The 26,195-nt window shown below is 47.0% G+C and carries 16 protein-coding genes; 10 read left to right on the top strand and 6 right to left on the bottom strand.

All coding sequences use genetic code 11. The annotated features are described in order from the left end of the window. Positions 1–26 precede the first annotated feature (26 nt). The 3 genes from recD to recC form a co-directional block, all read right to left on the bottom strand. The gene (recD, locus tag OCU74_RS03990) at positions 27–2,111 is read right to left on the bottom strand and encodes an exodeoxyribonuclease V subunit alpha (RefSeq protein ID WP_087480355.1); all 2,085 of its coding nucleotides are present in this window, start codon (positions 2,109–2,111) and stop codon (positions 27–29) included. Further along, positions 2,108–5,737 carry an exodeoxyribonuclease V subunit beta gene (gene recB, locus OCU74_RS03985; protein ID WP_087480354.1) on the bottom strand — a complete coding sequence of 1,210 codons (3,630 nt, stop codon included), beginning with the start codon at positions 5,735–5,737 and terminating at the stop codon, positions 2,108–2,110. Before recB ends, recD begins: the two co-directional genes overlap by 4 nt. A 402-nt stretch (positions 5,738–6,139) precedes the next feature. Further along, positions 6,140–9,628 carry an exodeoxyribonuclease V subunit gamma gene (gene recC, locus OCU74_RS03980; protein ID WP_087480353.1) on the bottom strand — a complete coding sequence of 1,163 codons (3,489 nt, stop codon included), beginning with the start codon at positions 9,626–9,628 and terminating at the stop codon, positions 6,140–6,142. A 137-nt stretch (positions 9,629–9,765) separates the two neighbouring features. Between recC and OCU74_RS03975 the strand changes: the two genes are divergently transcribed. The 8 genes from OCU74_RS03975 to OCU74_RS03940 all read left to right on the top strand — a co-directional run bounded on the left by OCU74_RS03975 (position 9,766) and on the right by OCU74_RS03940 (position 18,705). Further along, positions 9,766–10,659 carry a LysR substrate-binding domain-containing protein gene (locus OCU74_RS03975; RefSeq protein ID WP_087480352.1) on the top strand — a complete coding sequence of 298 codons (894 nt, stop codon included), beginning with the start codon at positions 9,766–9,768 and terminating at the stop codon, positions 10,657–10,659. A gap of 78 nt (positions 10,660–10,737) precedes the next feature. Next, entirely contained in the window at positions 10,738–11,049 is a 312-nt protein-coding gene (locus OCU74_RS03970; RefSeq protein WP_087480351.1) for a YebG family protein, read from the top strand. A gap of 178 nt (positions 11,050–11,227) precedes the next feature. After that, entirely contained in the window at positions 11,228–12,259 is a 1,032-nt protein-coding gene (gene dapD, locus OCU74_RS03965) for a 2,3,4,5-tetrahydropyridine-2,6-dicarboxylate N-succinyltransferase (RefSeq protein ID WP_087480350.1), read from the top strand. Positions 12,260–12,579: 320 nt separating this feature from the next. Continuing rightward, positions 12,580–13,593, top strand: coding sequence for an adenosine deaminase (locus OCU74_RS03960; protein WP_087480349.1), 1,014 nt, complete (start codon positions 12,580–12,582; stop codon positions 13,591–13,593). Between the two features lie 30 nt (positions 13,594–13,623). Beyond that, positions 13,624–14,178: a gamma-glutamylcyclotransferase family protein gene (locus OCU74_RS03955; RefSeq protein WP_087480731.1), complete on the top strand. Its 555-nt coding sequence runs from the start codon at positions 13,624–13,626 to the stop codon at positions 14,176–14,178. Positions 14,179–14,411: 233 nt separating this feature from the next. Beyond that, positions 14,412–15,419, top strand: coding sequence for a substrate-binding domain-containing protein (locus OCU74_RS03950; RefSeq protein ID WP_087480348.1), 1,008 nt, complete (start codon positions 14,412–14,414; stop codon positions 15,417–15,419). 125 nt (positions 15,420–15,544) lie between these two features. Beyond that, positions 15,545–16,690 carry an HD-GYP domain-containing protein gene (locus OCU74_RS03945; protein WP_087480347.1) on the top strand — a complete coding sequence of 382 codons (1,146 nt, stop codon included), beginning with the start codon at positions 15,545–15,547 and terminating at the stop codon, positions 16,688–16,690. Between the two features lie 299 nt (positions 16,691–16,989). Beyond that, positions 16,990–18,705, top strand: a complete 1,716-nt coding sequence (locus tag OCU74_RS03940) for an AMP-binding protein (RefSeq protein WP_087480346.1) — start codon at positions 16,990–16,992, stop codon at positions 18,703–18,705. Positions 18,706–18,757: 52 nt separating this feature from the next. Here the strand turns inward: OCU74_RS03940 and OCU74_RS03935 are convergent, their stop codons facing one another. Next, the gene (locus OCU74_RS03935) at positions 18,758–18,964 is read right to left on the bottom strand and encodes a DUF1127 domain-containing protein (RefSeq protein ID WP_087480345.1); all 207 of its coding nucleotides are present in this window, start codon (positions 18,962–18,964) and stop codon (positions 18,758–18,760) included. Positions 18,965–19,063: 99 nt separating this feature from the next. Here OCU74_RS03935 and OCU74_RS03930 point away from each other — a divergent pair, with 99 nt between their 5' ends. After that, a complete protein-coding gene (locus OCU74_RS03930; RefSeq protein WP_087480344.1) occupies positions 19,064–19,987 on the top strand; it encodes a LysR substrate-binding domain-containing protein in 924 nt (307 codons plus the stop codon). A gap of 55 nt (positions 19,988–20,042) precedes the next feature. Here the strand turns inward: OCU74_RS03930 and fusA are convergent, their stop codons facing one another. Then, positions 20,043–22,130, bottom strand: a complete 2,088-nt coding sequence (gene fusA, locus OCU74_RS03925; protein ID WP_087480343.1) for an elongation factor G — start codon at positions 22,128–22,130, stop codon at positions 20,043–20,045. Between the two features lie 168 nt (positions 22,131–22,298). Then, entirely contained in the window at positions 22,299–23,678 is a 1,380-nt protein-coding gene (radA, locus tag OCU74_RS03920; protein ID WP_087480342.1) for a DNA repair protein RadA, read from the bottom strand. A 138-nt stretch (positions 23,679–23,816) separates the two neighbouring features. Between radA and OCU74_RS03915 the strand changes: the two genes are divergently transcribed. Continuing rightward, on the top strand, positions 23,817–26,174 hold the full coding sequence (locus tag OCU74_RS03915) for a PilZ domain-containing protein (protein WP_087480341.1): 2,358 nt from the start codon (positions 23,817–23,819) through the stop codon (positions 26,172–26,174). The last annotated feature ends 21 nt before the right edge of the window (positions 26,175–26,195 follow it).

Genomic DNA, 26,195 nt, shown 5'->3' with positions numbered 1-26,195 from the left:
GGTAACCTCCGGAATTGGTCAAAAAATTAAACTTCCATTTTTTGCCTTAAACCACTCACCCGTTGTGTTTTCACCCGGACAGCCGCCTGCAGAATTTTCTGAGATGTAAACAGCGCCAGTCGTTTTCTGGCCCGGGTAATGCCGGTATAAACCAACTCACGAGTCAGAATCGGCGTGTGATCCGGAGGCAAAAGCAGTAACGTGAAATCAAACTCACTTCCCTGCGATTTGTGAATGGTCATCGCATAAGCGGTTTCATGCTCGGGAATCCGACTGGGCAGAAAGCCCCGGACTTTACCGTCAAACTGCTCAAAATAAACCTTCAGCCGCTCATCCTGTGGATCCCGCATACAGATCCCGATATCTCCATTATATAAGCCAAGATGGTGATCATTACGGCTAATCATGACTGGCCGCCCTTCGTACCATTGTTCATCATCTTTACGAATTAACTGATGACGGCTTAAAGCACGTTCAATTCTCTGGTTCACACCCGTAACACCAAAATCACCCTCTCTGACCGCACACAGCAACCGGCAACGATGAAATAAGTGCAGGACATATTCCGCTTTTTTCTCAGGGCTCATCTCATCAGGTTCTGAGGTATAACGGGCAATGGCGTCCAGATAACCGGCATACTCACTGACCAGTGTCTGTAGCATCTGGTGATAACTATCACTGTCAAGCGCATGGATCTGTACATCATGATGAGTCTGCTGGCATACCTGAAGTAGTTGGGAGATATCACCAGAATTCACTGCTTTTGCCAGTTGACCAATACCGGATCGGCTGTGAAAGCGATAACTTTTCTGAAGCAGACATAAACTGTCAGCCAGTGACGGAACCTCAGCATGAGACGGCAGTACATCAAAGCGGTATCCGGTCAACCGTTCCAGTTGTATTATCTGAGCCCGGCTATACCCTGCCGACTGAAAAGAACAGATATCACCTAAAACCGCACCGGCCTCAACAGATGCAAGCTGATCTTTGTCTCCCAGTAGAACCAAACGGGCATGTTCGGGTAAAGCCGTCAGCAGTTTATACATCATCGGTAAATCGATCATTGAAGCCTCATCGACAACCAATAAATCAACATGCAGCGGATTTCCCTGATGGTGGCGGAACTCTGCACTATTCGGAATCGCCCCCAGTAAACGGTGTAACGTACTTGCCTGAGTCGGTATCTGTGCTTTCATCTCTGGCGAAACAGACAGTCGCTCAACAGCCTGACCAATAGACTCTGTCAGACGGGCTGCGGCTTTTCCGGTTGGCGCAACCAGCTTGATTACCGGTTGCTGTGCAGTTGCAGAACTTTGCTTCATCAGGGCTGCCAGTAGTTTCGCCACTGTGGTTGTTTTTCCGGTTCCCGGACCACCGGAGATCACCGCAAAACGTCGGCTCAATGCAATTGCAGCAGCCACTTTCTGCCAGTTCAGACAGACCGATTCAGGTACAAGAACATCCAGAGCAGATAAATCAGAGTCAGCCGATACCTGATGTAACAATTCATCAATTGCAGGCCAGTCCAGCTCAGATTCCCGGACAATATCAAGATGCTCACAAACCAGACGCTGTTTTTCCCCCAGCGAAGAAACCTGTTGCAATGCCTGAAATAATGCATCATATGGCCGGGGAAACAGCTGATTCAGTGTTTGAAACAAGTGCTCTGTTTGCTCCGTATCAATCGGCACCGGAGATGAAAGCGCCTGTAACCGAAAAGCCAACTGACTTTCATAGTGCCAGTAACGTTGCAGATAAAGACGTTCTCCGTCAAAGATGAGCGGCAGGTAACTTCCCGGTTCTCCGATCAATGGACAATGCCGGATAACCGTTAACCAATCGAGATTTTCTATGCTGCTTCTGACCGGATGAATATCAGCGACAGCATGTCCGAACAGCAGAAGCGAATGCTGAACATGACCGTCCTGACCAACCAATGGAACACAGATATGTCCACGGCCAAGCTCATAGCTGACCAGAGCTGCTAACCAGGCTACAGCATCCTGATCCTGTGGGCATTGCCGGGAAATAAAACGGGCAAACTGCTGATCCAGCGGACGAATTACCCGTTTTTCAGATAAAGAGCTAAGGGATTGAGCCAGCACAGTCATAGATCTAACTCCATCTGTCCCTCATGGGTTGATCGCATCGCGTCTTCCTCTCCGGTAAAAAATCGGTCCAGAGCCGTGATCAGTTCAAAGTCAGGGCGATGGGAAAAAATACCCGACGGCGTCTGTCCATCCACACCACGGAGAAAAATATAATACACGCCACCGAAGTGCTGCTCATAGGAATAATCTGTAATCCGGCTGGCAAGAAAACGGTGCAGTGCCAGCGAATAAATCTGATACTGGAAGTCATAACGGTGCTCGACCATCGCGGCTTTCAGACGGGCTGGTGTATAATCTTCACACTGATGTCCCAGATGATTCGATTTCCAGTCCAGCACATAATACTGGCCCTGATATTCAAACACGAGATCGATAAAACCTTTCAGCATCCCTTTGACCTGCGCAAAGTTCAGATCTCCGGCCTGAGCGGATAAGGAATCATACCGCTTCAGAATACGGTTCAACATCGGTGCACGCAGTTTATCAACCGGCAACAGAAACTCCATTTCCACTAAACGCTGGCGCTCAGGGATCTGACCAAGCCGCAATTTTTTCCCATCCAGCGGTGTCTGCAAAACATGGTTCAGCATCTGTTGCAAGACCGGCAGCCAGGAGTCAGAGACAGCGGCAGTTTCCATCAACACTTGTATAATCTGGGTATTGGCGTCGCTTTCCGGAGATTCAGTGAATTCAATCTGTTCAAACAGACTATGTAAAAATGTACCGGCTGTTGCCCCTTTCGGAAAAGTGAAAATCGTCTGCTCTTCCGGGTCAAAAGCATATTCATCCGCTTCACCAGCCGAGTCCAGATCAAATCCCGGAACTTCCCGTGTCGCATCCAGAAACTCATGATGGCCCGACTGCTTCACCAGGTTGGAGTAGCTGGTCATCCTCCACAATCGTTCGATCGGATGAATTTTCTGTCTGGCTGATAATTCAGGCGATGGCACATCAGAAAGTGACAGCGGCGAATCAGGAATCGGTGGCGGCGCCTCCATTACCGTTTGTCCATGTTCATCCAGCAGAGATTCTATCCCCTGACGCAGCAAAGCCGCATCTCCTGGTTCACCCTGCTGTAATAAATATCCCATCGCACATAAATGAGCACCAGTCGATCCTTTCACCGAACGGCCCTTCAACGGAGCAATTCCAACATAACACCCGAAAACGGAACGGGTCAGAGCCACATACAGCAGGCGCAGATCTTCGGCCAGACGCTCTTTTTCTGCCATAGAAAGCGCTTCTTCCCGACGAGCCATGTCCAGAACAATACGATCATGCGTCTCATCGTAATAACGGGCTTCTTTTGTCTCACGGAAACTCATCACAAAAGGGAGGAAAACCAGATCATATTCCAGCCCTTTCGACTTATGAATCGTCACAATCTGGACCAGATTTTTCTCCGATTCCAGACGCTGGATCGATGCCTCCGGGCTGCTACCCAGATTCACATCCATGATCGACTGGGTCAGCCAGCGCAATAGCCCGTGATCACTGTCGATCTCAGCACCGGCCTGCTGCAACAGTTCCCCCAGATGCAGATAATCCGTCAGAAGCCGTTCTCCGCCTTTACTCATCAGCCAGCGTTCGGCAAGGTGCCGCTGATAGAGAACGGCCCGCAACATAGGGAGAATACCCCGTTCAAACCAGATTTTCCGGTATTCCCTGAATTCCTGAACCACACTTTCCCATAAGGATTCATTGATATTGAGAGCATCAAGATAGTGAATATCCAGACCGAACAATGGAGAAGCCAGCGCTGCCCGCAAAGGACGCTCCTGATCGGGCATCAGAACGGCCTGTAATAACCGTTGGATATCGACAGCAATGTCACTGCCGAACACACTATCCCGGTTAGAAAGATAGACACTGGCGATTCCCTGACGGGCCAGCGCTTCTTTCACCAGACGTCCTTCATTACCCGTTCTGACCAATACTGCAATATGTCCGGCCTGAATTACTCTTTCTTCATCTCCGGAGCAAAGTATTCCTTCTCCCTGATCGGCAGCCTGTAAGATTGTCTGAATCCGGGCTGCCGTTGCATCAGCCATCATCTGGTAATAATCAGCTTTTGTCATGATGGCATCCGGTTCATCATCGTCCGGCCACCAGTAAGTCATGGCCGGTTGATCTTTCTGATACAACTGCCAGCGCCGCTCTTTGGCATGAGGTGGTGATGACACCGGGAAAAAGGGAATATCCTGATCGTAAAGAAAAGGGCTCTCAGAGGATGAAAACAGCCGGTTAACCGCTTCGATCATCGATTGGCCGGAACGCCAGTTCGTCGCCAGAGTGAAATGAGAACGAACCTGATGCCGGGCCTTGATATAGGTAAATATATCTGCCCCCCGGAAAGCATAAATCGCCTGTTTTGGATCGCCGATCATCAGCAGACCACACTCAGGGTGTTGTGCATAAATGTTGCTGAAAATATGGTATTGCAGCGGATCAGTATCCTGAAATTCATCGATCATTGCCACCGGGTACAATGTCCGGATCCGCAGAGCCAACTGACCGGTTGTATCCACATCTAATGCTGATGAAAGGTGAGAAAGTAAGTCATCGAACGACAGCCAGTGCTGTTCCTGTTTTGACTTCACCAACAGACTGCGACATGTCTCGATCGCATGTGCTTTCAAAGGTGCCTCAATAGAAACCGGCATAGCCAGAAACTCATCTATTTCCTGAAACAACGGATGTTCCGGTGGCGTTCCTTGCGGCGTTTTCTCATACAAAGCTTGCTGAGAGAAACGGAGCAGTTGTTCTGGTATTTCGTAACTTTCTGTCGCCGTTTCAGCCCACAAAGAGACCTGTTCTATCCATTGCGGCAAAGATTTTTTGGTGTAACTGCGCTTATTCACATCCGAACCGGTAATACATCCGGCAATGTCAGGCTTAAATTTTAACCACTGTGTTTTCAACTGCACAATACGTTGCAGGTTATCCTGATGAAGCTGTTCAAGGCTGGCGTCCATCGCTCTGACGGAAAGATAGGGTGCATGGCCACTCAGATAAGTCGCAATCTGCGCCAGCAAATCTGCCGGCGTCGGCCATAAACGCCGGACTTCGGCCGCTAACTCAACCGGTAACGGATAGAACTGACGACGCCAGTAGTCAGCAACAACCTGCGCTTTCAGACGACTTTCATCGGTGATGAATTCATGATGAAAACGGCTGCCCGACTCAAAAGCATTCTGCACCAGCATTCGCTGACAAAAACCGTGAATGGTATAAATTGCCGCAGTGTCCATCTCTCTTTCAGCCTGCAGCAAAACATCGGCCGCCGCTGCATGATCCGGGATTTCATCCAGAAACAACTGTAGAAGCGAATCATCACTATGACTGCGGGCAAATGCCAGCCGGGCTTCATGAATCCGTTCCCGGATCCGTCCTTTCAGCTCAGCAGTCGCCGCTTCGGTAAATGTCACCACAAGAATCTGATCAACCCGCAACGCACTGCTGTGGCGGCTCTGTTCATCACCATGTCCCAGCAACAAACGTAAATACAGGCCGGCAATGGTAAATGTTTTCCCGGTTCCGGCAGATGCTTCAATCAAACGCGCCCCATGCAGAGGGAAAGACATCGGTTCCAACGGAATCATGGCATCAGAGGTTGTGTGACTCATACCCGTCCTTTCAAAGAATTACAGTTCATCGCAAATGCAGCCGATTCCAAATATCAGACTTCTACGCCGTGAGCTAAGATACTCAGAATTCTGCATATTTGAGATTACCTGAACATAGAATGTGATCTAAACAATAGAATTGAAAGAAATCCATTCATGTCCCTTATACCAGACAAGAGAGTGAGATCTGACTCACGGTTAACTAACTCTTTCATCATTAATATCCGCACCATATTCGGGCAAGATACTTATCAGCACAAATGTTTATCCAAGTAAAATGCCCAATGACCGAATAATGGTCCCTCTGACCTGTGGCCGTACAGAAAACACCCTACACAAAATAACGATTTCCTGGCGGCCACCCACTTTCCTGAGCAATTTCATTACATCTCTGCAGCCAGGTTATACATCAGTATATTCTTTGATCCAGAGTCTGGGAGCTTGCAGTATCAGTGCTGTATGAAGGCGAACATCCTGACTCAGTTTGTCTGACCACAGAGGCCAGATTCTGCCGATATAAGCATTCTGCCCTTCTCCGCCAACCGCACTGAAATCGCTGCCGACAAAAGCTTCTCTCATTTTCTTATCCGCTTTATCCTGATCTTCATGCCATTCTCCCTGACGATTGAAGCCCGCTTCAATACCTGCCAGTGCAGTTCGTGGGAAATAAGCTAAAGGATAATTCATTCCCTGAATGTATAAGCGTACTAACTCATCCAGACAGGACTGAGCCTGCGCTTGCTCTATCGGCGGATAAAACAGATGGCGGACTCCGGCTTTCTGCTCATAACCAATCACATGAGTCGGGCACGATTCACCAGCTACAGCCATCACCAGATGGTCCAGCCAGGCAGACAGATAATCCTGCGCCCGGATTCTGCCAACCCGGTAACGAACCAGACCCGCAGCAAAACAGTTTGTCACCCATCCGAGCAACTGAATCGGCTGTCCGGCACCCAAAACTTCAGTCCGGATATTAATCTCCCGATCAGGCTGTGGCTGGCAGCAAAGCCCGGCAATCACATCAACCAGCGCAATGGCCTGTTCATAATTCTGCCGGAACTCCAGTTCACCGAAAGCGCCGACTGGCAACAATCCCTGCGCCCGCTTCGCTCTGACAAAGTGCTCAATCTGCTGTTCTTCTGCGTTCTGATCCAGAGCAGGACTATTCTGTCCACGCACTTCGAGCAGGGTTTCAACCAGTTCATCCAGCAATTGATAACGCTCCAGTCCACTCAGTGAAAAAGGTTCTTCATCATGGACAGAGACCAACTCATTTTCAAACCAGACCCGCAAGCGCCGGTTGAAAAAATACTGAACAGGCAAACGCCAGAAACGCTGTAATTCGACAAAATCCAGTTCCAGAGGAAATGTCACATCATCGAGAAAATCCGGTAGCCGGGAAGATTCTGTTATCTGAGGCTGGGGCTCAGGAGCTGCACCGGAAGCAACTGGTAACCACTCCCGGGCATAACTGCCGTGCCCGGAAGAGAATGCATCAGGACTGTACGGCACCATCGGATGGGAAAAGGTAAGTTGCCGGATCAGACGATCACCGGAGTCATCACAGGCCAGCTCCGCATCCCCATCCAGACAATAATTCTGATGACAATATTCCACCAGCTCACTTACCAGAACGGAAGGTAAACTGATGCTATTATCCTGAACCGAGCGCCCGACATAACTGATATAAAGCCGTTCTCTGGCAGATAACAGAGCTTCCAGAAACAGATAACGGTCATCATCTCTGCGTGACCGATCGCCGGGACGGGATTGTTCCGTCATTAAATCAAATCCTTCCGCCGGGACACTGCGGGGATAAACCCCATCATTCATCCCCAGCAGACAGACAATCCGGAAGGGAATCGAACGCATCGGCATCAGGGTACAGAAGTTAACCTGCCCGGCCAGAAAACGCTGGCTGACCCGGGCATTCGACAGCTGTCCGGAAAGATAATGATATAAAATATCCGGAGCGATCGGCGCGTCATAACGGGCATCCTGTAACTGCTCCTGTAAGTGGGTCAGCGTATCGCGAATCTGTTGAAAACTGACTTCTTCTTCCACCGAAACCGCGAAAAAATCATCTAACAGGTCATTCAGTAATACCCGCCATTCAGCTACCGGTAAGGTCTGATTCAGTTTCTCACGATAATCACGAATTCTGCTGATAAAGGCCGCCAGCTTTCCGGCCAGCTCTGCATCCAGCCCCTGAATTTCGTTATAAGGTGCAACACTGCGGTTATCCAGTTCCAGCAGCATCGCCGTATCAGACATGGCATAGCCTGCCAGCATCCGTTCGATACCAAACTCCCAGGTATTTTGCCGGGTCTTCGGCAAACCAAACTCCCCGGCCGTCTGCTCATTCAGCCCCCAGCGAATACCGGACGCTTCAACCCAACTTTTTGCCTGTAAAAAATCAGCATCGTTCATTTCAAAACGGGCCAGCATCGTCGGCGTTTCCAGCAGTTCTAACAGTTCCGAAGCCAGACAACGGGAACGGGGCAATTGCAGCAGGCGCATGAATGCCTGTAAAACCGGGGTTTCCTGATCAGCGGTTCGATCCGAGATCGAAAAAGGAATATAGCGCTCTGTGGATGCATTGCCGAATACTGCTTCAATTGCCGGACTATAGGTATTGATGTCCGCAACCATAACGATCACATCCCGGGGTTTGAGATCCGGGATATCATCAAATAATGCCAGCAGTTCATCATGCAGAACTTCCACTTCTCTCAATGGGCTATGACACTGATGAATTGACAGGGAGTTATCATCCGGACGAACCGCCTGCTTATGCGTACTGGACGTCAGGATCTGATCATTCTGATGTTCTTCCAGATGTAAGATATCAGCCTGAATCTGATGCAACAGCGTATCTCTCGGCGTGTCGATGAAAAACTCATGTTCTTCGCTTTCGGTCTGTGACAGCAGATAAAGGTTATCCCGCCCCAGTTTTCCCATCGAGGCGAGCAAACTGTTTCCGACCGCCTGACGCAGATGTAATTCATCGGTAAGATTTTCTTCGATACTTCCTTTAAGTGGAGAGCGCTCAGCACCGGTTACTAATTGTTCTCCCTGTAAGACGATCTGCTTACGTTTCAGACTCGCCATCCGGGCAAGATATTTCCGATCCCGGATTTCGCCCCAGTAATGCTGGCACGGGTTGGTCAGCATCAGGTGTACATCCGTCTGTTCACCTAAAGCCTTCAGAGCATCAATATAACGGGGAGGTAATGCCGTAATACCAAAAATAAACAGTCGTTTGGGAAGTACACCTTCTTGAATCCGGGAATGCTGTAACTTTTCAATAAACTGCTGATACAAATTTCCCCGGTGATAATGGGACTGCCCCAGAGACTGGGTTTCGTCAAACAGGCGCTTCCACAGAACCGCTTGCCACGGATGTCGTCCGGCTAATGCTTCAACCGTTTCCCCATCTTCCCAGCATTCTATCCAGTCAGGACGGTAAACCAGATAACCATCGAAGATATCTGCAATTTTTTCAGCCAGCTGGAATCGCTTCAGCTGTGAATCCTCATCGGCCAGATACTGTTTCAACGGCATAAAATCTGCCAGTTCCAGCATCTCCGGCAATAACCGCATCAGTTTCCAGGTCATCGCTTCTTTATTGAAAGCGCTCCGTTTGGGAACATCAGGCAGAACCCGGGCAAACATTTCCCAGATAAAAGTCGCCGGAAGGGGAAAGTCAATATTGGCCGTAATTCCCAGTTCCTGCGCCAGTGCCATTTTCAGCCACTGAGACATCCCCGGACTCTGAACCAGAATCTGCTCGGCTTCGAAAGGATGAGCCAGCGGTTCACTTTTGATCAAATGAATCAGAAGGATCTTGAGTGTATCAAGTTGATTTGAGTGATAAACAGTAAACAAGCGTTATCCGGACTGAAAAACCATCATTGCCTACTAGATTAGCATATTGCCCGTTGCCTTTCCCACGCCACCGACTTGAATAAAAACATAAAATATCGAAAGATGTACTCTCCCGTACGCAGATGACTGAATACAACATGCTCACTCACATCACTCTCAGACAACTCCACATTTTCACCATGGTCACTCGCAACAGTACGCTTACGGAGGCATCGGAAGAATTGTGCCTGTCAAAAGCAGCCGTCAGCATGGCACTCTCCGAACTGGAGAAACAACTGGGCCATGCTTTGTTTGACCGGGTAAATCATCGTCTGGTACTCAATCAGGAAGGACGGAAACTCCTGCCATTAGCCGATGAACTGCTAAACCGGGCCAATAACATCGATCAGTTGTTTGATCATGAAAACCGACTCCACGGCCAGTTACGCATCGGAGCCAGTGATACCATCGGCAACCAGGTTGCACCTTACCTCCTCAGCCAGTTCCGCCAACGCTATCAACACAGCACACAGACACTGTTTATTTCTAATTCAGCTCAGATCTGTCAGAAGCTGGTAGATTACGAACTGGACATTGCCCTGATAGAAGGAAAAACATTGCATCCGGCTCTGGTATCCAAACAGTTCAGTCAGGACGAAATGTGTATTATCTGTTCTCCCGGACATCCGCTGACAAAAAAATCCAAAGTTCAGTTATCTGAGTTTGAAAACAGTAACTGGCTGCTACGCGAAGCCGGTTCGGGTTCCAGAGAGTTTTTTCTCAGAACGGTAGCACCGCGTCTGGAACGATGGCATGAATCTTTCGAGCTCAATACCACTGAATCACTGATTAACAGTGTGTCAGCCGGATTAGGGTTTGGCTGTCTTTCCCAACTGGCAGCAAAAGCTGCTTTACAGGATGGCAGAGTAGTTCAGTTGCCTGTACCCTTAGATATGCGACGCCGGTTCTGGTTACTGGTCCATAAAGAAAAATATCAGAATCCGCTGTTGAAATGCTTTATTCAGTTTTGCTTTGAATGGCCGTCTCAGTGATGGACTTACCCATCCTTTTACTGTATAAAACAACAGTACTTTATTTAAATCATTCACCCAAAAGACAGAGGAATTACCATGGCTGTAATCGTCAAGTACGTGGTCGAGCGGAATGGAGAAGAAAAAATGACTTTTACCTCTAAAGCCGAGGCAGATGCTTATGACAAAATGCTCGATATGGCAGATGAACTATTTACCTTACTGGGAAAAAGTGAGCTGCTGGAAGATGAAGAGAAGCAGGAAGAACTGGCTATGTATCTGGCACAGAACAAAGAAGAAGTGTTGTACGCTTTAGGCGCGAAACGCAGACCGACACCCGCCAAACCGAAAGCAGAGAAAAAACCATCGGCCAAAGAAACCACTGTAGAATCTGATGATCAGGCCGCATAACAAAGCCCTTCTTTATGGGATGATATATCGCTAAAAAGACAACACATATCGGTTGGCAGACTTTCTGCCACTGAGAACTTTCATCCTGTTTAGCGGCTCTTTATGATGAATCACATCTGATTTCGATGCCGTATTTTAGCCCGGCAACAGAAACGCAATTTACCGATGGAGATAAATAATGGCTTATTTTGCACTGGCCCTAGGCACTGCAACCAAAAACCGTGACGGAAAGATTATTGAAGCGTATTTCCCGACACCAATCCTTAACCCAAACGATGACCTGGTTGCACAATTGGCAGCGACTATCGGCTATCAGGGCGGTAATGAAACGCTTGAAGTAACCGCAGCACAGGCCGGTGAACTGGTTCAGGCTTTTCAGGCCGGAAGTGAAACAGCCAGTGCAGACTTCGCAGCAAAAGCCGCGTCATCTGCTCAGCCACTGGTTTGCGTCATTCTGGCAAATGATGACAAGCCACAGACAGTTGCTGAAGGTTTTCTGAAACTTCAGTTGATCTCCCATCGTCTGGTGCAACCACACGGCACAGTTCTGGATGGCATCTTTGGCCTGCTTCACAATATTGCCTGGACCAACGAAGGTCCAATCGATTTACCAGAACTGGCAGAACGTCAGATGGAAGCTCGTCTGGCTGGGCGCACGCTCAGCGTTGACTGCGTTGACAAATTTCCGAAGATGGTTGATTACGTTGTACCCGCAGGTGTGCGTATTGCCGATACTTCCCGTGTTCGTCTCGGAGCTCATGTCGGCGAAGGAACAACCGTAATGCATGAAGGATTCATTAACTTCAATGCCGGAACAACCGGCGTCAGCATGGTTGAAGGCCGGATTTCAGCTGGTGTCGTGGTCGGAAACGGTTCAGATATCGGCGGTGGTGCTTCCATCATGGGAACCTTATCTGGTGGCGGAAAAGTCATTGTCTCTATTGGTGAGAATTCATTGCTGGGCGCGAACGCTGGTCTGGGCTTCCCGCTGGGCGATCGCTGTACTGTCGAGTCCGGTCTGTACATCACTGCCGGAACCAAAGTCCGGATGCTGGATAAAGACGGAAATGAAGTTGAAATCGTGAAAGGCCGGGATCTGGCTGGCGTATCCGATCTTCTGTTCAGACGGAACTCGCTGACCGGTCAGGTTGAATGTCTGGCAAACAAATCAGCAGTTGAACTGAATGATGAACTGCACAGCAACAACTAATCTCTTCTGAATTCTACCTCGCAGGGCTGGCATGGAATAACGCCAGCCTTTTCTATAGAAATCAGATAGTCAGCAATCATTAGAGAGAAGATAACATCCCTCTGTTTTCTCAATCCCACTGATTTTCCATAACATCTGTTTTCAGTATCCGGTCATTCACTGATATCATAGCGCCCCAGAAAATACACACTCAATACGAGATCATGCATACTCAATAGCATGACACAAAAAAATCAATACCAATCAAAGTAATTAAATGAGCAGATAATTACTAAGATTGGTATAACAATTGAATTTACCTGATTGTCACAGAGGCAAATATGCAAGACTTTATCCAGAAGTTACCCAAGGTAGAGTTACATCTACATATTGAAGGCACACTTGAACCAGAACTGATGTTTGAACTGGCGAAACGAAATCAGGTCAATATCCCATTCAATACACCGGAAGAAGTCCGGGCTGCCTATCAGTTCACGAATCTGCAATCCTTCCTTGATATCTATTATCAGGGCGCCGATGTTCTGATCCACGAACAGGATTTCTTTGATTTGACCTGGGCGTATCTGCTCCGTTGTCAGGCCGATCATGTGATTCACACCGAGATATTTTTTGATCCACAAACTCATACAGCACGTGGGATTGCATTCGAAACGATCATCAATGGAATATCCGGGGCACTGACCAAAGCAAAACAGGAACTGGGTATTTCCAGCCATCTGATCATGTGTTTCCTGCGCCATTTGAGTGAAGCCGATGCGATCGAAACTCTGCAACAGGCATTGCCTTACAAGGATAAAATTATTGGCGTCGGTCTCGATTCTTCAGAGAAAGGCCATCCGCCGGAAAAATTTACCCGGGTCTTTCAAATGGCCCGCGATGCAGGCTTTATCCCGGTAGCTCATGCAGGTGAAGAAGGCCCGGCAAGCAATATTGATGACGCTCTGAACCTGCTCGGAGTACAGCGGGTTGATCATGGCGTTCGCTGCGTCGAAGATGAAAAACTGGTGCAGCAACTCGCCGAAACACGAATGCCGCTTACGGTCTGTCCGCTGTCGAATATCAAACTCTGTGTGTTTGACAATATGCAGCAGCACAACATTGTCGAGCTCTTGAGAAAAGGACTCTGCGTCACTATCAATTCAGATGATCCGGCCTATTTTGGTGGTTACATGACGGACAACTTCATGGCCGTTGCCAATGCACATCCAATGAGTCACTCTGAGCTGGCACAATTTACGCTTAATGCAATTGAGGCCAGCTTTATATCTGCGGAAGAAAAATCCCGGATGACATCTGAAGTAACGGCGTATCTCAGTAACTTCAGGGCGGCATAAACCGCCCTTTATCCCGGAGGATTTGTGACAATTTATATTTTTGGTTATGGCAGCCTGATGAATTCATCTTCAAGGCAGCTCACCGGACAAACAGGAAATGCCTGCCCTGCGGTTGTTGAAGGGTTAATCCGTTCCTGGGGAACCGTGGATGACAGCTATCAGGCATCTCCACTCGTTGCCCAGCGAGGAGACGGCCTTGTCAATGGTGTTCTGCTTAATGTCTCTGCTGATGAACTCTCTCAGTTTGATCAACGTGAGCGTGGATATCATCGGATTCAACTGGAATCAACAGCAATTCAGACTGAACTGTCTTTCTCGGCAAACGATGAAATCTGGGTCTATGTGAAAGATGCTCCGATGCCTCCCACTCATAAGAGTCCGATTCTGCAAACCTATGTTGATACGGTTCTGACCGGATGTCTTGAAATCTCGGAAGCATTTGCCCATCTCTTTGTTCAGCATACAATCGGATGGGAACACCCCAGAGAGAATGACCGCCATCAACCAAGATATGTTAACTATGCCGGAATCCTCCCGGAACACCGGGATAAAGTCGATCAGATACTCGGGCAAGTATTCACCTGACCCTCGCAGGCCTCTTTCTCTGAGGCCTGTTTCATTTAGATTTGACACCTCTATAACTAAAGTTTTGTATCCCGTGACATGTTTATGCCTGCATGTTCATGCTAGAATTCAGACGTTTGCAGGAACATGGCCACATTTACAAGATCTGAAGACAAATGGGCCATCTCAACGAATCGTGAGTGATGTCATGACTTCACCGCTCCATTTTTAGCTGAATGATGTAGAGGAATTCAATGGCAACCATAAAAGATGTTGCACGTGAAGCCGGAGTATCCGTCGCAACAGTTTCACGCGTGGTTAATCAGTCTCCTAAAGCCAGTCAGTCATCCATTGCAGCGGTCAAAGCCGCAATGCAAAAATTAGGTTATCGCCCGAATGCAGCGGCACGAGCACTGGTCAGTCAAAGTACTAACATCATCGGCGTCTTGGTTAATGACGTATCCGACCCATTCTTTGGGACGCTGGTCAAAGCCGTTGATAAAGTTGCCCACAAAAATGGTAAACAGGTTCTTATCGGTCACGGATATCATCATGCCGAACACGAACGAAAAGCGATGGAGCTCCTGATAAACAGCCGATGTGATGCACTGGTCATTCATGCCAAAGCACTTTCGGATGAAGAACTCATCGGCTATGCCCGCGAAGTAAAATCAATGGTTCTGATTAATCGCTATATACCGGAAATAGCAGACCGCTGCATCTCTCTGGACAATTTTAAAGGTGCTTATATGGCGACAGAATATCTGATCAAAAACGGTCACAGAAATATCGCCTGTATCAGTTCCTCACATCTGATTGAAGATACCGAACAACGAATTGCCGGATATAAAGCGGCACTCAATGATCACGGTATCGTTCTGCCAGCCAGTTATATTGAGCAGGCAGAACCGAATACTGATGGTGGAGAAATCGCAACGACAAACCTGCTGCTGAAATCACTGGATATTACAGCTCTCGTCGCCTATAACGATAACATGGCAGCAGGGGCAATTTCTGTACTGGAAGAAAATGGACTGATGTCACCGGATCAGGTCTCGATTGTTGGCTTTGACGATGCTTTTATCTCTAGGTATGTCAGACCCAAACTAACCACTGTTCTTTATCCGATTCAGCTCATGGGTGAAAAGGCGGCTCAGCTGGCTCTGAGTCTGGCAAAAGGAGAACAGCCAGAATCAGAACCTCTACGTTTTTCTCCCACTCTGGTTCGGCGTGACTCGGTACAAAAGCTGACAACGTCCTAAGCTGAAAAAACGAGACTTGCGGAAGGAAAAATTAAATTTTTTCTTCCGATTACTGCTATTTTTATGAGTTGATCTTCTAAACTTAAATAAAGAAGTAGGTACAAAATAGCAGTAAGGGTACACACATGAATAACCTCCGCCACAACGATGTTCAACAGACTTCACATCAAAGAAGCCTGAGTGAACAGTTTGTTGAAATCCATGAGCGTATTCGTGAACAATTTCCCCAAATCGCCCGAATTTCATTTGCTCTTTATGAGCCATTATCGGATAACCTGAAAACCTATGCTGATAGCACACCACATGGTGAAGTCCTGCTTCACTATGAATATCCACTTGGTAAACTTCCAAGACTGAAAGACTGCGCCGAACAACAGTGTGACCGTTATATTAATGATCTCTCTTCTTCACTCGAAACCCATAACCCTCACAGTCAATGGCTGAGAGAGCAGCGTTTTGGCGCATCACTCGCCTCACCTGTGTATTACGATGATGAATTTATTGGTTTTATTTTTATCAATACAGAGGAAGGATATGTCTTCAACGAACAACTTTGCCAGCAACTTTCTAAACATATAGAAACAATACGGCGGGCGATTTCAACTGAATATGAAACCATCCATAAAATTCTTGATATGACCAGTTTCATTCTCAGACAAAGCCCTAAACATCTGGCTCAGACCCGGGATCATCAGGAAAGAATGTATCACTTCACCAAAGTCATTGCCCGGGGAGTGGCTCAGACATATCAGCTTGATGACGAACAGATCGACCACATCACTCTATTCTCCCGTCTGCATGATATCGGTAAGCTGTCACTGCCACATCACTTACTGCTAAAACCCGATGGATTAGCAGTGATGGAAAGAAAACAGGTCGTTGGACATATCGAGAAAGGCATCGAGATTATGGAATCGGTCTTAACACAAACCAAATGTCTGCATAATGCCTGTATCCAAACACTGAAAGAGATCATTGCCTACCATCATGAGCTGATGGACGGCAGCGGTTACCCCTTCGGTCTGAAAGATAATGATATTCCCGTTCCGGCACGGATTATCACTGTAGCCAATATTTTCGACGCTCTGACCAGCCATCGCCCTTACAAACAGGCTCGATCTGTTCCTCTCGCTCTGCTTGAACTGGAAAAAATGGTTGCAGAAAGGAAACTGGATAAACATTGTGTCAATGCCCTGAGAAACCATCAGGAATTCTTAAAAGAAGTCATAGAGAAATATCCGGAACCTGATCCCAGTGATATTCCCCAATAAAAGCGGATACAGCATTCCGTTCATTCTCCGTTACCTGATGCAGGGGGAAAAAAAGGTTCGATTCATCCCGCAGAGACATGTTACACATCACAAAAATAATTTATATAACAAACAGATTTATTAAAATTATCTTAAAGTAAAGCTAACTCAATCAAAACTTTGAAATTCATTAAAGCAGTAGCTCTGTGGCTGGCTATAAATAAAGATAAGACATATACCAATAATGAAAGCCCTGTGTCCGATGATTCTCTCCGGATATAAGAGCAGCCAAATGACAAAGTCTGATATGGATATATCTTATGCTCAACCAACAAAGTCAAACTCATACTGATGGCTGTACACTGAAGCCGCCTTATGAATATTTACTCAAGTGGGCAGAGTCACGTCCCAATGCCGTCTATCTGAAACAGATCAGGCACCGACGTTTTGAAACATACACATTTGCTCAGGTTGCAGATCACGCCCTGAGGCTGGTCAGTGCTTTGAATGATCTCGGACTGAAGCCCGAAGATCGCATTGCCATTGTTTCGAAAAATTGTGCCGAATGGTTTATCTGTGATCTGGCGATCATGTTGGGAGGATTTGTCAGTGTTCCTGTTTTTCCGACAGCCAATGCCGATACGATTGACTACTGCATCACGCATAGCGAGTGTAAAGCGGCATTTATCGGTAAGCTGGATGATGCAACATCCGTACTGGAAATACTGGCGCAGAAATCTCAGTTGATCAGTATTTCACTTCCCTATGATAGTGCGCCTCACTGCCAGTATCAGTATAACCAACTCATCCATGATCATCAGCCGACAGACCAAAAACCCGAGCATAATGATGAATCACTGATGTCGATAGTCTACACATCCGGAACATCCGGCACCCCAAAAGGAGCCATGCTCAGTTATGGTGGCTTTAGCTGGTCAGTCAATCAACTAAGTCATTTTATCGGTATCAATAGCCATGACCGGCTATTCTCATACCTGCCGCTTTCTCATATTACTGAACGGGTCTACATTTTTGGTTCATCCATTGTATCCGGTGCACAAACGGCCTTTCCTGAGTCATTGGATACTTTCATCGAAGACGTCAGAATGCACCGTCCGACTCTTTTCATTTCAGTCCCCCGGCTGTGGACACTGTTCCAGCAGCGCATTCTGGATACACTTCCCCAGAAACGACTCGATCTACTGTTGAAGATCCCGCTGGTTCGCAATATCGTCCGTAATAAAGTTGCCCATGCATTGGGACTGAATAAAGCCAGAGTTCTCGGTTGCGGCTCCGCTCCGGTCTCTCCTGACTTATTAGACTGGTATGATCATCTGGGTCTGAAGATTACCGAGGCCTGGGGAATGACTGAATCCTTCGCTTATTCCACCCTGAATTACCCCTATAAGAAATCGAAAATAGGCACCGTCGGTCAGGCAGGTCCGGGAATCACACTCAAAATCGCTGATGAAGGAGAAGTATGGGTTCACGGTAAAGGAGTATTTAGTGGTTACTATAAGAATGAACAGGCAACCCGCGAAGTTCTGACCGAAGACGGCTGGCTTAAAACAGGAGATATCGGCAGGCTTGATCCTGAAGGTTATCTGACCTTACTTGGCAGAAAAAACGACACGTTCAAAACAGCAAAAGGCAAATTTGTTTCTCCGGTACCAATCGAGAAAAAACTCTATCACGCCAGCCGGGTAGAAATGCTTTGCCTGATCGGTTTAGGACTTCCCGGCCCGATTCTCTTAGTGGTTCCACATAATATCCCACACTTCGATAAAGCCCGCTATGAACGTTCGGCCAGACGAATCGTTGAAGAAGTGAATCAGGAACTACAGTCCCATGAACAGATTAAGGGCGTGTTGATGGTGAAAGAGGTATGGAATATTGAAAACGGAATCCTGACACCGACTCTTAAAATCAAAAGGCATTTGCTTGAGAAAAAGTACCATCAGTTGGGGTTGCACTGGCCAAAAGATAAGTTTGTTGTCTGGGAGGAGTTAATCACCGAAAATCATCCGTATGGTTAACAAGCGGATGATTTTCGGAAATGCGGTATAAAAACCTCAGTACGGCAATAATTCAGTCCCAGAAGTATTTTTGGGATTCCTTATGTGCCTCTTCAGGTGTCACACCGATATCTTCCAACAGGTGCTCCGGCAGCTCAGACAGTTGCCGACGTGTTTTGGCATTCTGCCGCCATTGCTTTATCAAAGAGTAGATATTCTTAACCCAAAAACGATAAGTATCAATCACAGGCGGCTGAAGTTTGTTGACAATCTCGTTCATAGTTTATCCTTGATATGTGGTCTTTCCGTGGTTAATAATTGTCGAAAATCAGCTAGGGTACAAACGATAAAATCTGACAATCAGTTAAGGAAAACTTAAGTGAAAAGCCGCCTACCTCCTTTACAATCCGTCTATTATTTTTACATGGCAGCCAAAGCAGGAAGCTTCAAAATTGCATCCGAGCAACTCTTTGTCAGCGCAGCTGCAATCAGTCAGCAGATACGCCAGTTGGAAGAGTGGTTAAAGTGCGAGTTATTTATCCGTCAACACCGGAAAGTTCACCTCACCGCTGAAGGCCAAATATTATATAAGTACGCCCAGAAAGGATTTTCAGAACTCTATGCCGGTATACAGCAGTTAACTCAGGATCCAACTCCCAATCAACTCTCGATTTCTACCCACCCGGCTTTTGCCCAGCATTGGCTTGTACCTAAGCTTCAGGAATTCAGAGAAAAGCATCCTGACATTATGTTACTTATCGATCCGAAAGATGCACTGGTGACGTTTCAGGATGACTCGGTTGATCTCTGTATCCGCTATGGTCAGGGGAGTTATGAAAATCTCACCAGTATCAAGCTGATGGATGAAGTGCTCTATCCGGTTTGTCATCCGCTTTATCAAAAGCAACACAGAATTGAGTCAGTCAATGACTTACACCGGGTTGATTTAATTGAAGACATGATTCCTGATATGAGCTGGGAACTGTGGCTGAAATCATTAAACGCCCCAACCGGCCGCCCGACACTCCAGTATGAAGGCTCACTGTTTGTCCTTGAAGGTGCATTAGCTGTACAGGGCGTGGCTTTGATGAAACACTCGCTGGCTCATCGCTATATTCAGGAGAATAAACTGATTCGGATTGGCAGTCAGGCAATCCGTTCCCGCTATAGCTACTACATCTGTGCGCCTGAGAGTTATCTGCAAAGAAAAAAAGTCAAAGTGTTTATTGCCTGGATACAAGAACAGATCGCTTTATTCACACTCTCCGGTTTAGACGAGCTTGATATTATCGAGCGGGTATAAAAAAAGCTCCGTCATACAACGGAGCTTCATCTCAAGGTTCAGAAAACGAAACGAATTACTTCGCAGCTTTCTTCGCTTTCTCTTCAGCAATTACCTGTTCTGCAACGTTTGCAGGACATGCTGAGTAGTGAGCAAATTCCATAGAGAACTGACCACGACCAGAAGTAATTGTACGCAGATGGCCAATGTAACCGAACATTTCTGACAGAGGAACGTCTGCTTTAATGCGAACACCAGTTGCACCAGCTTCCTGATCCTTGATCATGCCGCGACGACGGTTCAGGTCACCGATAACATCACCAACGTTATCTTCTGGAGAGAAGACGTCAACTTTCATGATTGGTTCAAGAAGTTGAGGGCCAGCTTTTGGCATTGACTGACGGAATGCACCTTTTGCAGCAATTTCAAATGCGATGGCAGATGAGTCAACTGCGTGGTAAGAACCGTCAAACAGTTCTACTTCAACGTCAAGCGTTGGGAATCCAGCCAGAACACCTTCAGCCATCATACCCGCAAAACCTTTTTCAATTGCAGGCCAGAATTCTTTAGGTACGTTACCGCCGACAACTGTAGAAGAGAACTTGAAGCCAGAGTTTGGCTCACCTGGTTTGATACGGTAATCGATCTTACCGAACTGACCAGAACCACCAGACTGTTTCTTGTGCGTATAGCTGTCTTCAACAGGCTGAGTGATTGTTTCACGGTAAGCTACCTGAGGTTTACCAACTTCAAGTTCAACACCGTAAGTCCGCTTCAGGATATCAACTTTGATATCCAGGTGAAGTTCACCCATACCTTTCAGGATTGTTTCACCTGAATCTTCATCAGTTTCAACCTGGAATGATGGATCTTCTGCAACCATTTTACCGATTGCAATACCCATTTTCTCAGTTGAACCTTTATCTTTAGGCTTAACTGCGATTTCGATAACCGGAGTCGGGAAGATCATTGGCTCAAGCGTACAAGGGTTCTTCGGATCACAAAGCGTGTGACCAGTCTGTACATTCTTCATCCCTACAACGGCGATGATATCACCAGCCTGTGCTGATGTGATTTCATTCCGCTCGTTTGCATGCATCTCAACCATACGGCCGATACGCTCAGTTTTACCTGTTGCAGAGTTCAGAATAGTATCACCCTTATTCATCACACCAGAGTAGATACGGATAAAGGTCAGAGCACCGAAACGGTCGTCCATGATCTTAAATGCAAGCGCACGTAGCGGCTCACTTGGATCAACCTTCGCGACTTCACCAGTTGGTTCGCCAGTTGCTTCGTCAGTCAGATCCTGAGGAATAACTTCTGTTGGTGCTGGCAGATAGTCAACAACACCATCCAACATTGGCTGCATACCTTTGTTCTTGAATGCAGAACCACAGAAAGTTGGGAAGAATACCAGATCACGAGTCCCTTTACGGATACAACGTTTCAGGTCTTCAATCGAAGGTTCTTCACCTTCCATGTAAGCCATCATCAGGTCATCGTCTTGCTCAACCGCAGTTTCAATCAACATTTCACGGTATTCAGCAGCTTTTTCTGCATACTCAGCAGGAATTTCTTCAACGGTGTAGTTTTCTGGCTGACCAGACTCATCCCAGATCAGTGCTTTTTGATTCAGCAGGTCGATAACACCTTTGAAATCATCTTCGATACCGATAGGCAGTGTCATAACCAGTGGGTTTGCAGCCAGGACGTTTTTCACCTGCTCAACAACACGGTAGAAGTCTGCACCCATACGGTCCAGTTTGTTCACGAAGATCAAACGGGCAACACCGGAATCGTTCGCATAGCGCCAGTTTGTTTCTGACTGAGGCTCAACACCACCTGAACCACAGAATACACCAACACCACCATCAAGAACTTTCAGAGAACGATATACTTCAACAGTGAAGTCAACGTGTCCCGGAGTATCGATGATGTTCAGGCGGTGGTCGTTCCAGAAACAGGTTGTTGCTGCTGACTGGATAGTGATACCACGTTCAGCTTCCTGCTCCATGAAGTCAGTTGTTGCAGCGCCATCGTGAACTTCACCAGTACGGTGGATTTTACCAGTTAGCTTTAAGATACGCTCTGTAGAGGTAGTTTTACCCGCGTCTACGTGAGCAAAAATACCAATGTTTCTGTATTTAGATAAATCAGTCATTGTCTTACTCTGTTAATAAGGTATAAATTGCGCGCAGAGTATATCATAATCTGTCAAGACTGATAGCCCCGCTCGCAGTTTGGTGAAAAATATTTTCCTGCCCGGTTTCCGGGAGAAATTTCAAGCATAATTCCCGGTCATTCGCCCGGGCGAACAATACATATTCTCTTACAGCTCATCAAATGCCTGAATTGCATCGGCCAGTTTTTTCACGGCGTGAATCTGCATACCTTCAATGCCTCCTTTCGGCATATTGGCGCTTGGAATAATCGCTTTCCTGAAACCATGCTTAAACGCTTCGTTCAACCGTTCCTGCCCACTCGGTACCGGACGGATTTCCCCGGCCAGACCCACTTCACCGAATACCACAACATCTTTCGGTAAAACCCGATCCCGGAAACTCGACAATAAAGCCATCACCAATGCCAGATCAGCACTGGTCTCCGTAACTTTCACGCCACCAACCACATTCACAAATACGTCCTGATCAGCCATCATCAGTCCTCCGTGTTTGTGTAAAACAGCCAGTAGTAAAGAAAGACGATTCTGTTCCAGCCCGACAGCAACCCGACGCGGATTAGCCAGTTGTGAATAATCGACCAGCGCCTGAATTTCTACCAGCAGTGGCCGGGTGCCTTCCCAGACAACCATCACCGAACTGCCGGAAGTCTCTTCTTCGCCTCTGGATAAGAATATAGCAGACGGATTGCTGACCTCTCTCATCCCTTGCCCCGTCATGGCAAAAACTCCCAGCTCATTCACGGCACCAAAACGGTTTTTGTTACTTCTCAGAGTTCTGAAACGACTGTCGGAACCACCATCCAGTAATACGGAACAGTCAATAATATGTTCAAGCACTTTCGGTCCGGCTAATGTGCCGTCTTTGGTTACATGGCCAACAATAAACACTGCGACATTATTCTGTTTTGCATATCGGGTCAGAGCCGTTGCAGACTCCCGAACCTGAGCAACACTTCCCGGGGAAGACTGAACATCAGCAACATGCATCACCTGAATGGAGTCAATCACCATAATCTTCGGCTGCTCCTGCTCAGCAATCTGACATATTCTATCCACACTGGTTTCAGACAACATCTTCAACTGTTCTTTCGGCAACCCCAGCCGGGATGCGCGCATCGCAACCTGCTGAAGCGACTCTTCTCCGGTCACATACAATGTTGGCATACCATTGGCGAGATAACACATCACCTGTAATAATAGTGTCGATTTGCCGGCACCGGGATTACCGCCGATCAGGATGGCAGCTCCGGGAACAACACCGCCGCCCAGCACCCGGTCAAATTCTCTGAATCCGCTGGTAAAACGAGGAACTTCCTGAAGATCAATTTCAGCCAGTGTCTGTACTTTAGCCTCAGAGATTGCTCCGGCATAACCGCTCAACCTCTCATTTCTGGAAACCTGAGGTGAAGCAGCCAAACGAACTTCCGTAATGGTGTTCCAGGCGCCACATGCGTTACATTGCCCTTGCCAGCGAGGGAAATCAGCCCCACAATCGTTACAAACATATGCTCTTTTTGTCTTCGCCATATCCCCTCGACTCGACTATTGAATGTGATTCAGTATACAGTTTAAATTTGGCCTATTCCGAAATATAACAAACAACTCACTAAAAGATTGATGAAAAAAGCCGATAATTATTTCAGAGCGTGGACATCATAAATAATTATGCAAAAAACAGAAATTAGATCTATCGCGGAAAAATTAATTCCAGCTTATAACTCAGATGATTTTGAGAAAATTCTGTCACAGATGACAGAAGGTCAGCCGCCATCCGCAAAATTACTCGTCAAAATGGAATTGAACCGGGTGATGAGCCCCTGTACAAAAACTGTCGACCTAAGAGGCCGGGTTCAGGGCGAATGCCGGGAATATATACTCGATGGTCTGCATCACTGGCTGGATGATGTGGCATTTAATGACTATTACAAGCATGTCAAAAAATTTGGTGGCTATACCGAAGGTGTATGGGAAGCGCTTTATAACACCCGTAACAACTTCCGGGTAATGAAAGAAAGAAACATTACCAAACAGCCCAATATTACGGATTCAGGCAGCCCTTTTGAAGTCGAAACGATCAATTTAGGTTATGACCTGAAACGTCGTGAAAACCGTTTGAAGATTACATCTCAGGTTGAAATCACCCTGTCAGGTGGCCAGCCGGTTGCATCGATTACTCTCGATATTTCACCTTCCGGTGCAAAAGTTAAAGTTCCTGCCGCTTTCGACTATAAATTAGGAGAAACCATTCATATCCGTTTTACTGAACTGGAACAGAAACATACACATCTTGAAGATCTTCAGCAACCGATCAAATACCGAATCCTTGGTGTTGATGAATCCCTCGACAATGATTCAGTGAAATTCCTCCGCCTGAGAAAACTGACCGAGACTCAGGTTATCGATCAGGTCATTCAGGAACACTTGTTCAATGAAACCCAGAAAATACGTCACGATAATCAGGATAAAATCATGCGGGCCAGAACCCGCGCCTACGAGCATACATTTCTGAAACATGCCTGCCAGCTACCGGTTTTCTTTCAGGGGAATGAACTGAAAGTCGTTCTTTTGACCGAAAGTAATCATGACATCTGGCACTACTGGCATGATGAAAGAAATCAACAGTCACTCGGCAACCTGTTTAATCCGCATCGAATGGAAATACTTGCCAAACCGGGAGTAAGCGAAAGCAGCAATACCCTTTATACCTTTAAACACGATTATCAGGACAAAAGCCTGTTCTTTTCCATGATGAAGTCCGAAGGAACACCGGAACAACGAAAATTATTCTGGCACATCGGCGCGAAAAAGGCTTCATGGCGGGCTTTTCGGATTTCAATGTTTGAGCTCTCCGATCAGGAGCGTGAAAGTCTTGCTACAGAGTCACCAGAGCTGACAAAGCATCTTTCTTCTCTGACCCACTGCGGTATTCTGCAAGAAATCAGCAATCCGGAAACAGCACACGATTACCTTCTGGTCGATAAACCGAAGATGCCCAGCAGTGAGTTAAATATCTTCCGCCATCCCAGAAAAGTAAGCGGTTACCCTATTTCTATTTTCTTTGATGCCCGGACACAGAGGAAAGAACCTCGTTACCGGCTGAATTCTCCGATAAAAATCCAGCTGGCTCAGCAAGATGTGCCTATTAGTGGAAAAACGCTGGATCTATCCAGACGGGGCGTCAGTATTACGCTCGACACGCCGGTTGTTCTGAAAGTCGGAGATCTGGTCAATATCGACTATCTTGAACTGAAGCTCTATAACAAGAAGCTGCCTCTGGATCACGTGCCTTATCAGGTTGCCCGAATCACGCCAAATGGCCAGGTGGTTCAACTGGCCATTCAGGAGGACAGTCATACCGTCAAAATCATTCGTTTCTTCAGCAGATTAATAGAGAGCAACCGGGATAAGCTGATCGAAAGTAATGAAGTGCTGCCAACTCTGGAACTTCTGGAAGGATTACATCATATTCTGCTGGATAAAGTCGTCTGCGCACCTATTTTTGTCGAACGCCAGGGCGCCTACCTGAAAACCAGTGCGATCGGTGTCAAAACGCCGCTGGAACCCTATCTGATCTTGCTGGCAAAATTAGGACATGAAGAAGGCTATATGTCTCTTGATCCTTTTTTCAAAGGTCACAGTAACACACTGATTGCTCAACCGATGAAACATGTGGATGGTGCCGGGCCTCAATATTTTGATATCTATCTTTCCGTCAGAAAATTCGGCAACCGGATACAGTCAATCGAAACTCGCTTACTGTCCGACTTCACAACAGTCAAAGAAAGGATTTCATTTATTCAGGATTCGCTGGTCATGGGAGATATTTATGTACTCAGGTATTGTGCTATTCCTGTTTTTCATCCGCTTGCTACCCTGCTGCGTTCGGATCTGGACGAATTGTCACTCATCAGTCTGCACCATGCCAAAAGCATCGAAAAGTCTATTGCATCGATTGTGGGGTACGGTGAATTCTTCGATATTACCGAAGAAGTTCTGATCCGACTGGAAATCAATAGTCCCTAGCTCACAACCGAAGAAAACAGC

This window comes from Vibrio mangrovi, from assembly GCF_024346955.1.
In the GTDB taxonomy this organism is placed as follows: domain Bacteria; phylum Pseudomonadota; class Gammaproteobacteria; order Enterobacterales; family Vibrionaceae; genus Vibrio; species Vibrio mangrovi.
The sequence above is the reverse complement of the archived record's forward strand: the minus strand, read 5'-3'. Positions and strand labels throughout refer to the sequence as shown.

Excerpts from the sequence above, each read along its gene's own strand:
- recD (WP_087480355.1), bottom strand. The coding sequence starts at position 2,111 with ATGACTGTGCTGGCTCAATCCCTTAGCTCTTTATCTGAAAAACGGGTA.
- recB (WP_087480354.1), bottom strand. The coding sequence starts at position 5,737 with ATGAGTCACACAACCTCTGATGCCATGATTCCGTTGGAACCGATGTCT.
- OCU74_RS03975 (WP_087480352.1), top strand. The coding sequence starts at position 9,766 with ATGCTCACTCACATCACTCTCAGACAACTCCACATTTTCACCATGGTC.
- OCU74_RS03970 (WP_087480351.1), top strand. The coding sequence starts at position 10,738 with ATGGCTGTAATCGTCAAGTACGTGGTCGAGCGGAATGGAGAAGAAAAA.
- dapD (WP_087480350.1), top strand. The coding sequence starts at position 11,228 with ATGGCTTATTTTGCACTGGCCCTAGGCACTGCAACCAAAAACCGTGAC.
- OCU74_RS03960 (WP_087480349.1), top strand. The coding sequence starts at position 12,580 with ATGCAAGACTTTATCCAGAAGTTACCCAAGGTAGAGTTACATCTACAT.
- OCU74_RS03950 (WP_087480348.1), top strand. The coding sequence starts at position 14,412 with ATGGCAACCATAAAAGATGTTGCACGTGAAGCCGGAGTATCCGTCGCA.
- OCU74_RS03945 (WP_087480347.1), top strand. The coding sequence starts at position 15,545 with ATGAATAACCTCCGCCACAACGATGTTCAACAGACTTCACATCAAAGA.
- OCU74_RS03940 (WP_087480346.1), top strand. The coding sequence starts at position 16,990 with ATGCTCAACCAACAAAGTCAAACTCATACTGATGGCTGTACACTGAAG.
- OCU74_RS03935 (WP_087480345.1), bottom strand. The coding sequence starts at position 18,964 with ATGAACGAGATTGTCAACAAACTTCAGCCGCCTGTGATTGATACTTAT.
- fusA (WP_087480343.1), bottom strand. The coding sequence starts at position 22,130 with ATGACTGATTTATCTAAATACAGAAACATTGGTATTTTTGCTCACGTA.
- radA (WP_087480342.1), bottom strand. The coding sequence starts at position 23,678 with ATGGCGAAGACAAAAAGAGCATATGTTTGTAACGATTGTGGGGCTGAT.
- OCU74_RS03915 (WP_087480341.1), top strand. The coding sequence starts at position 23,817 with ATGCAAAAAACAGAAATTAGATCTATCGCGGAAAAATTAATTCCAGCT.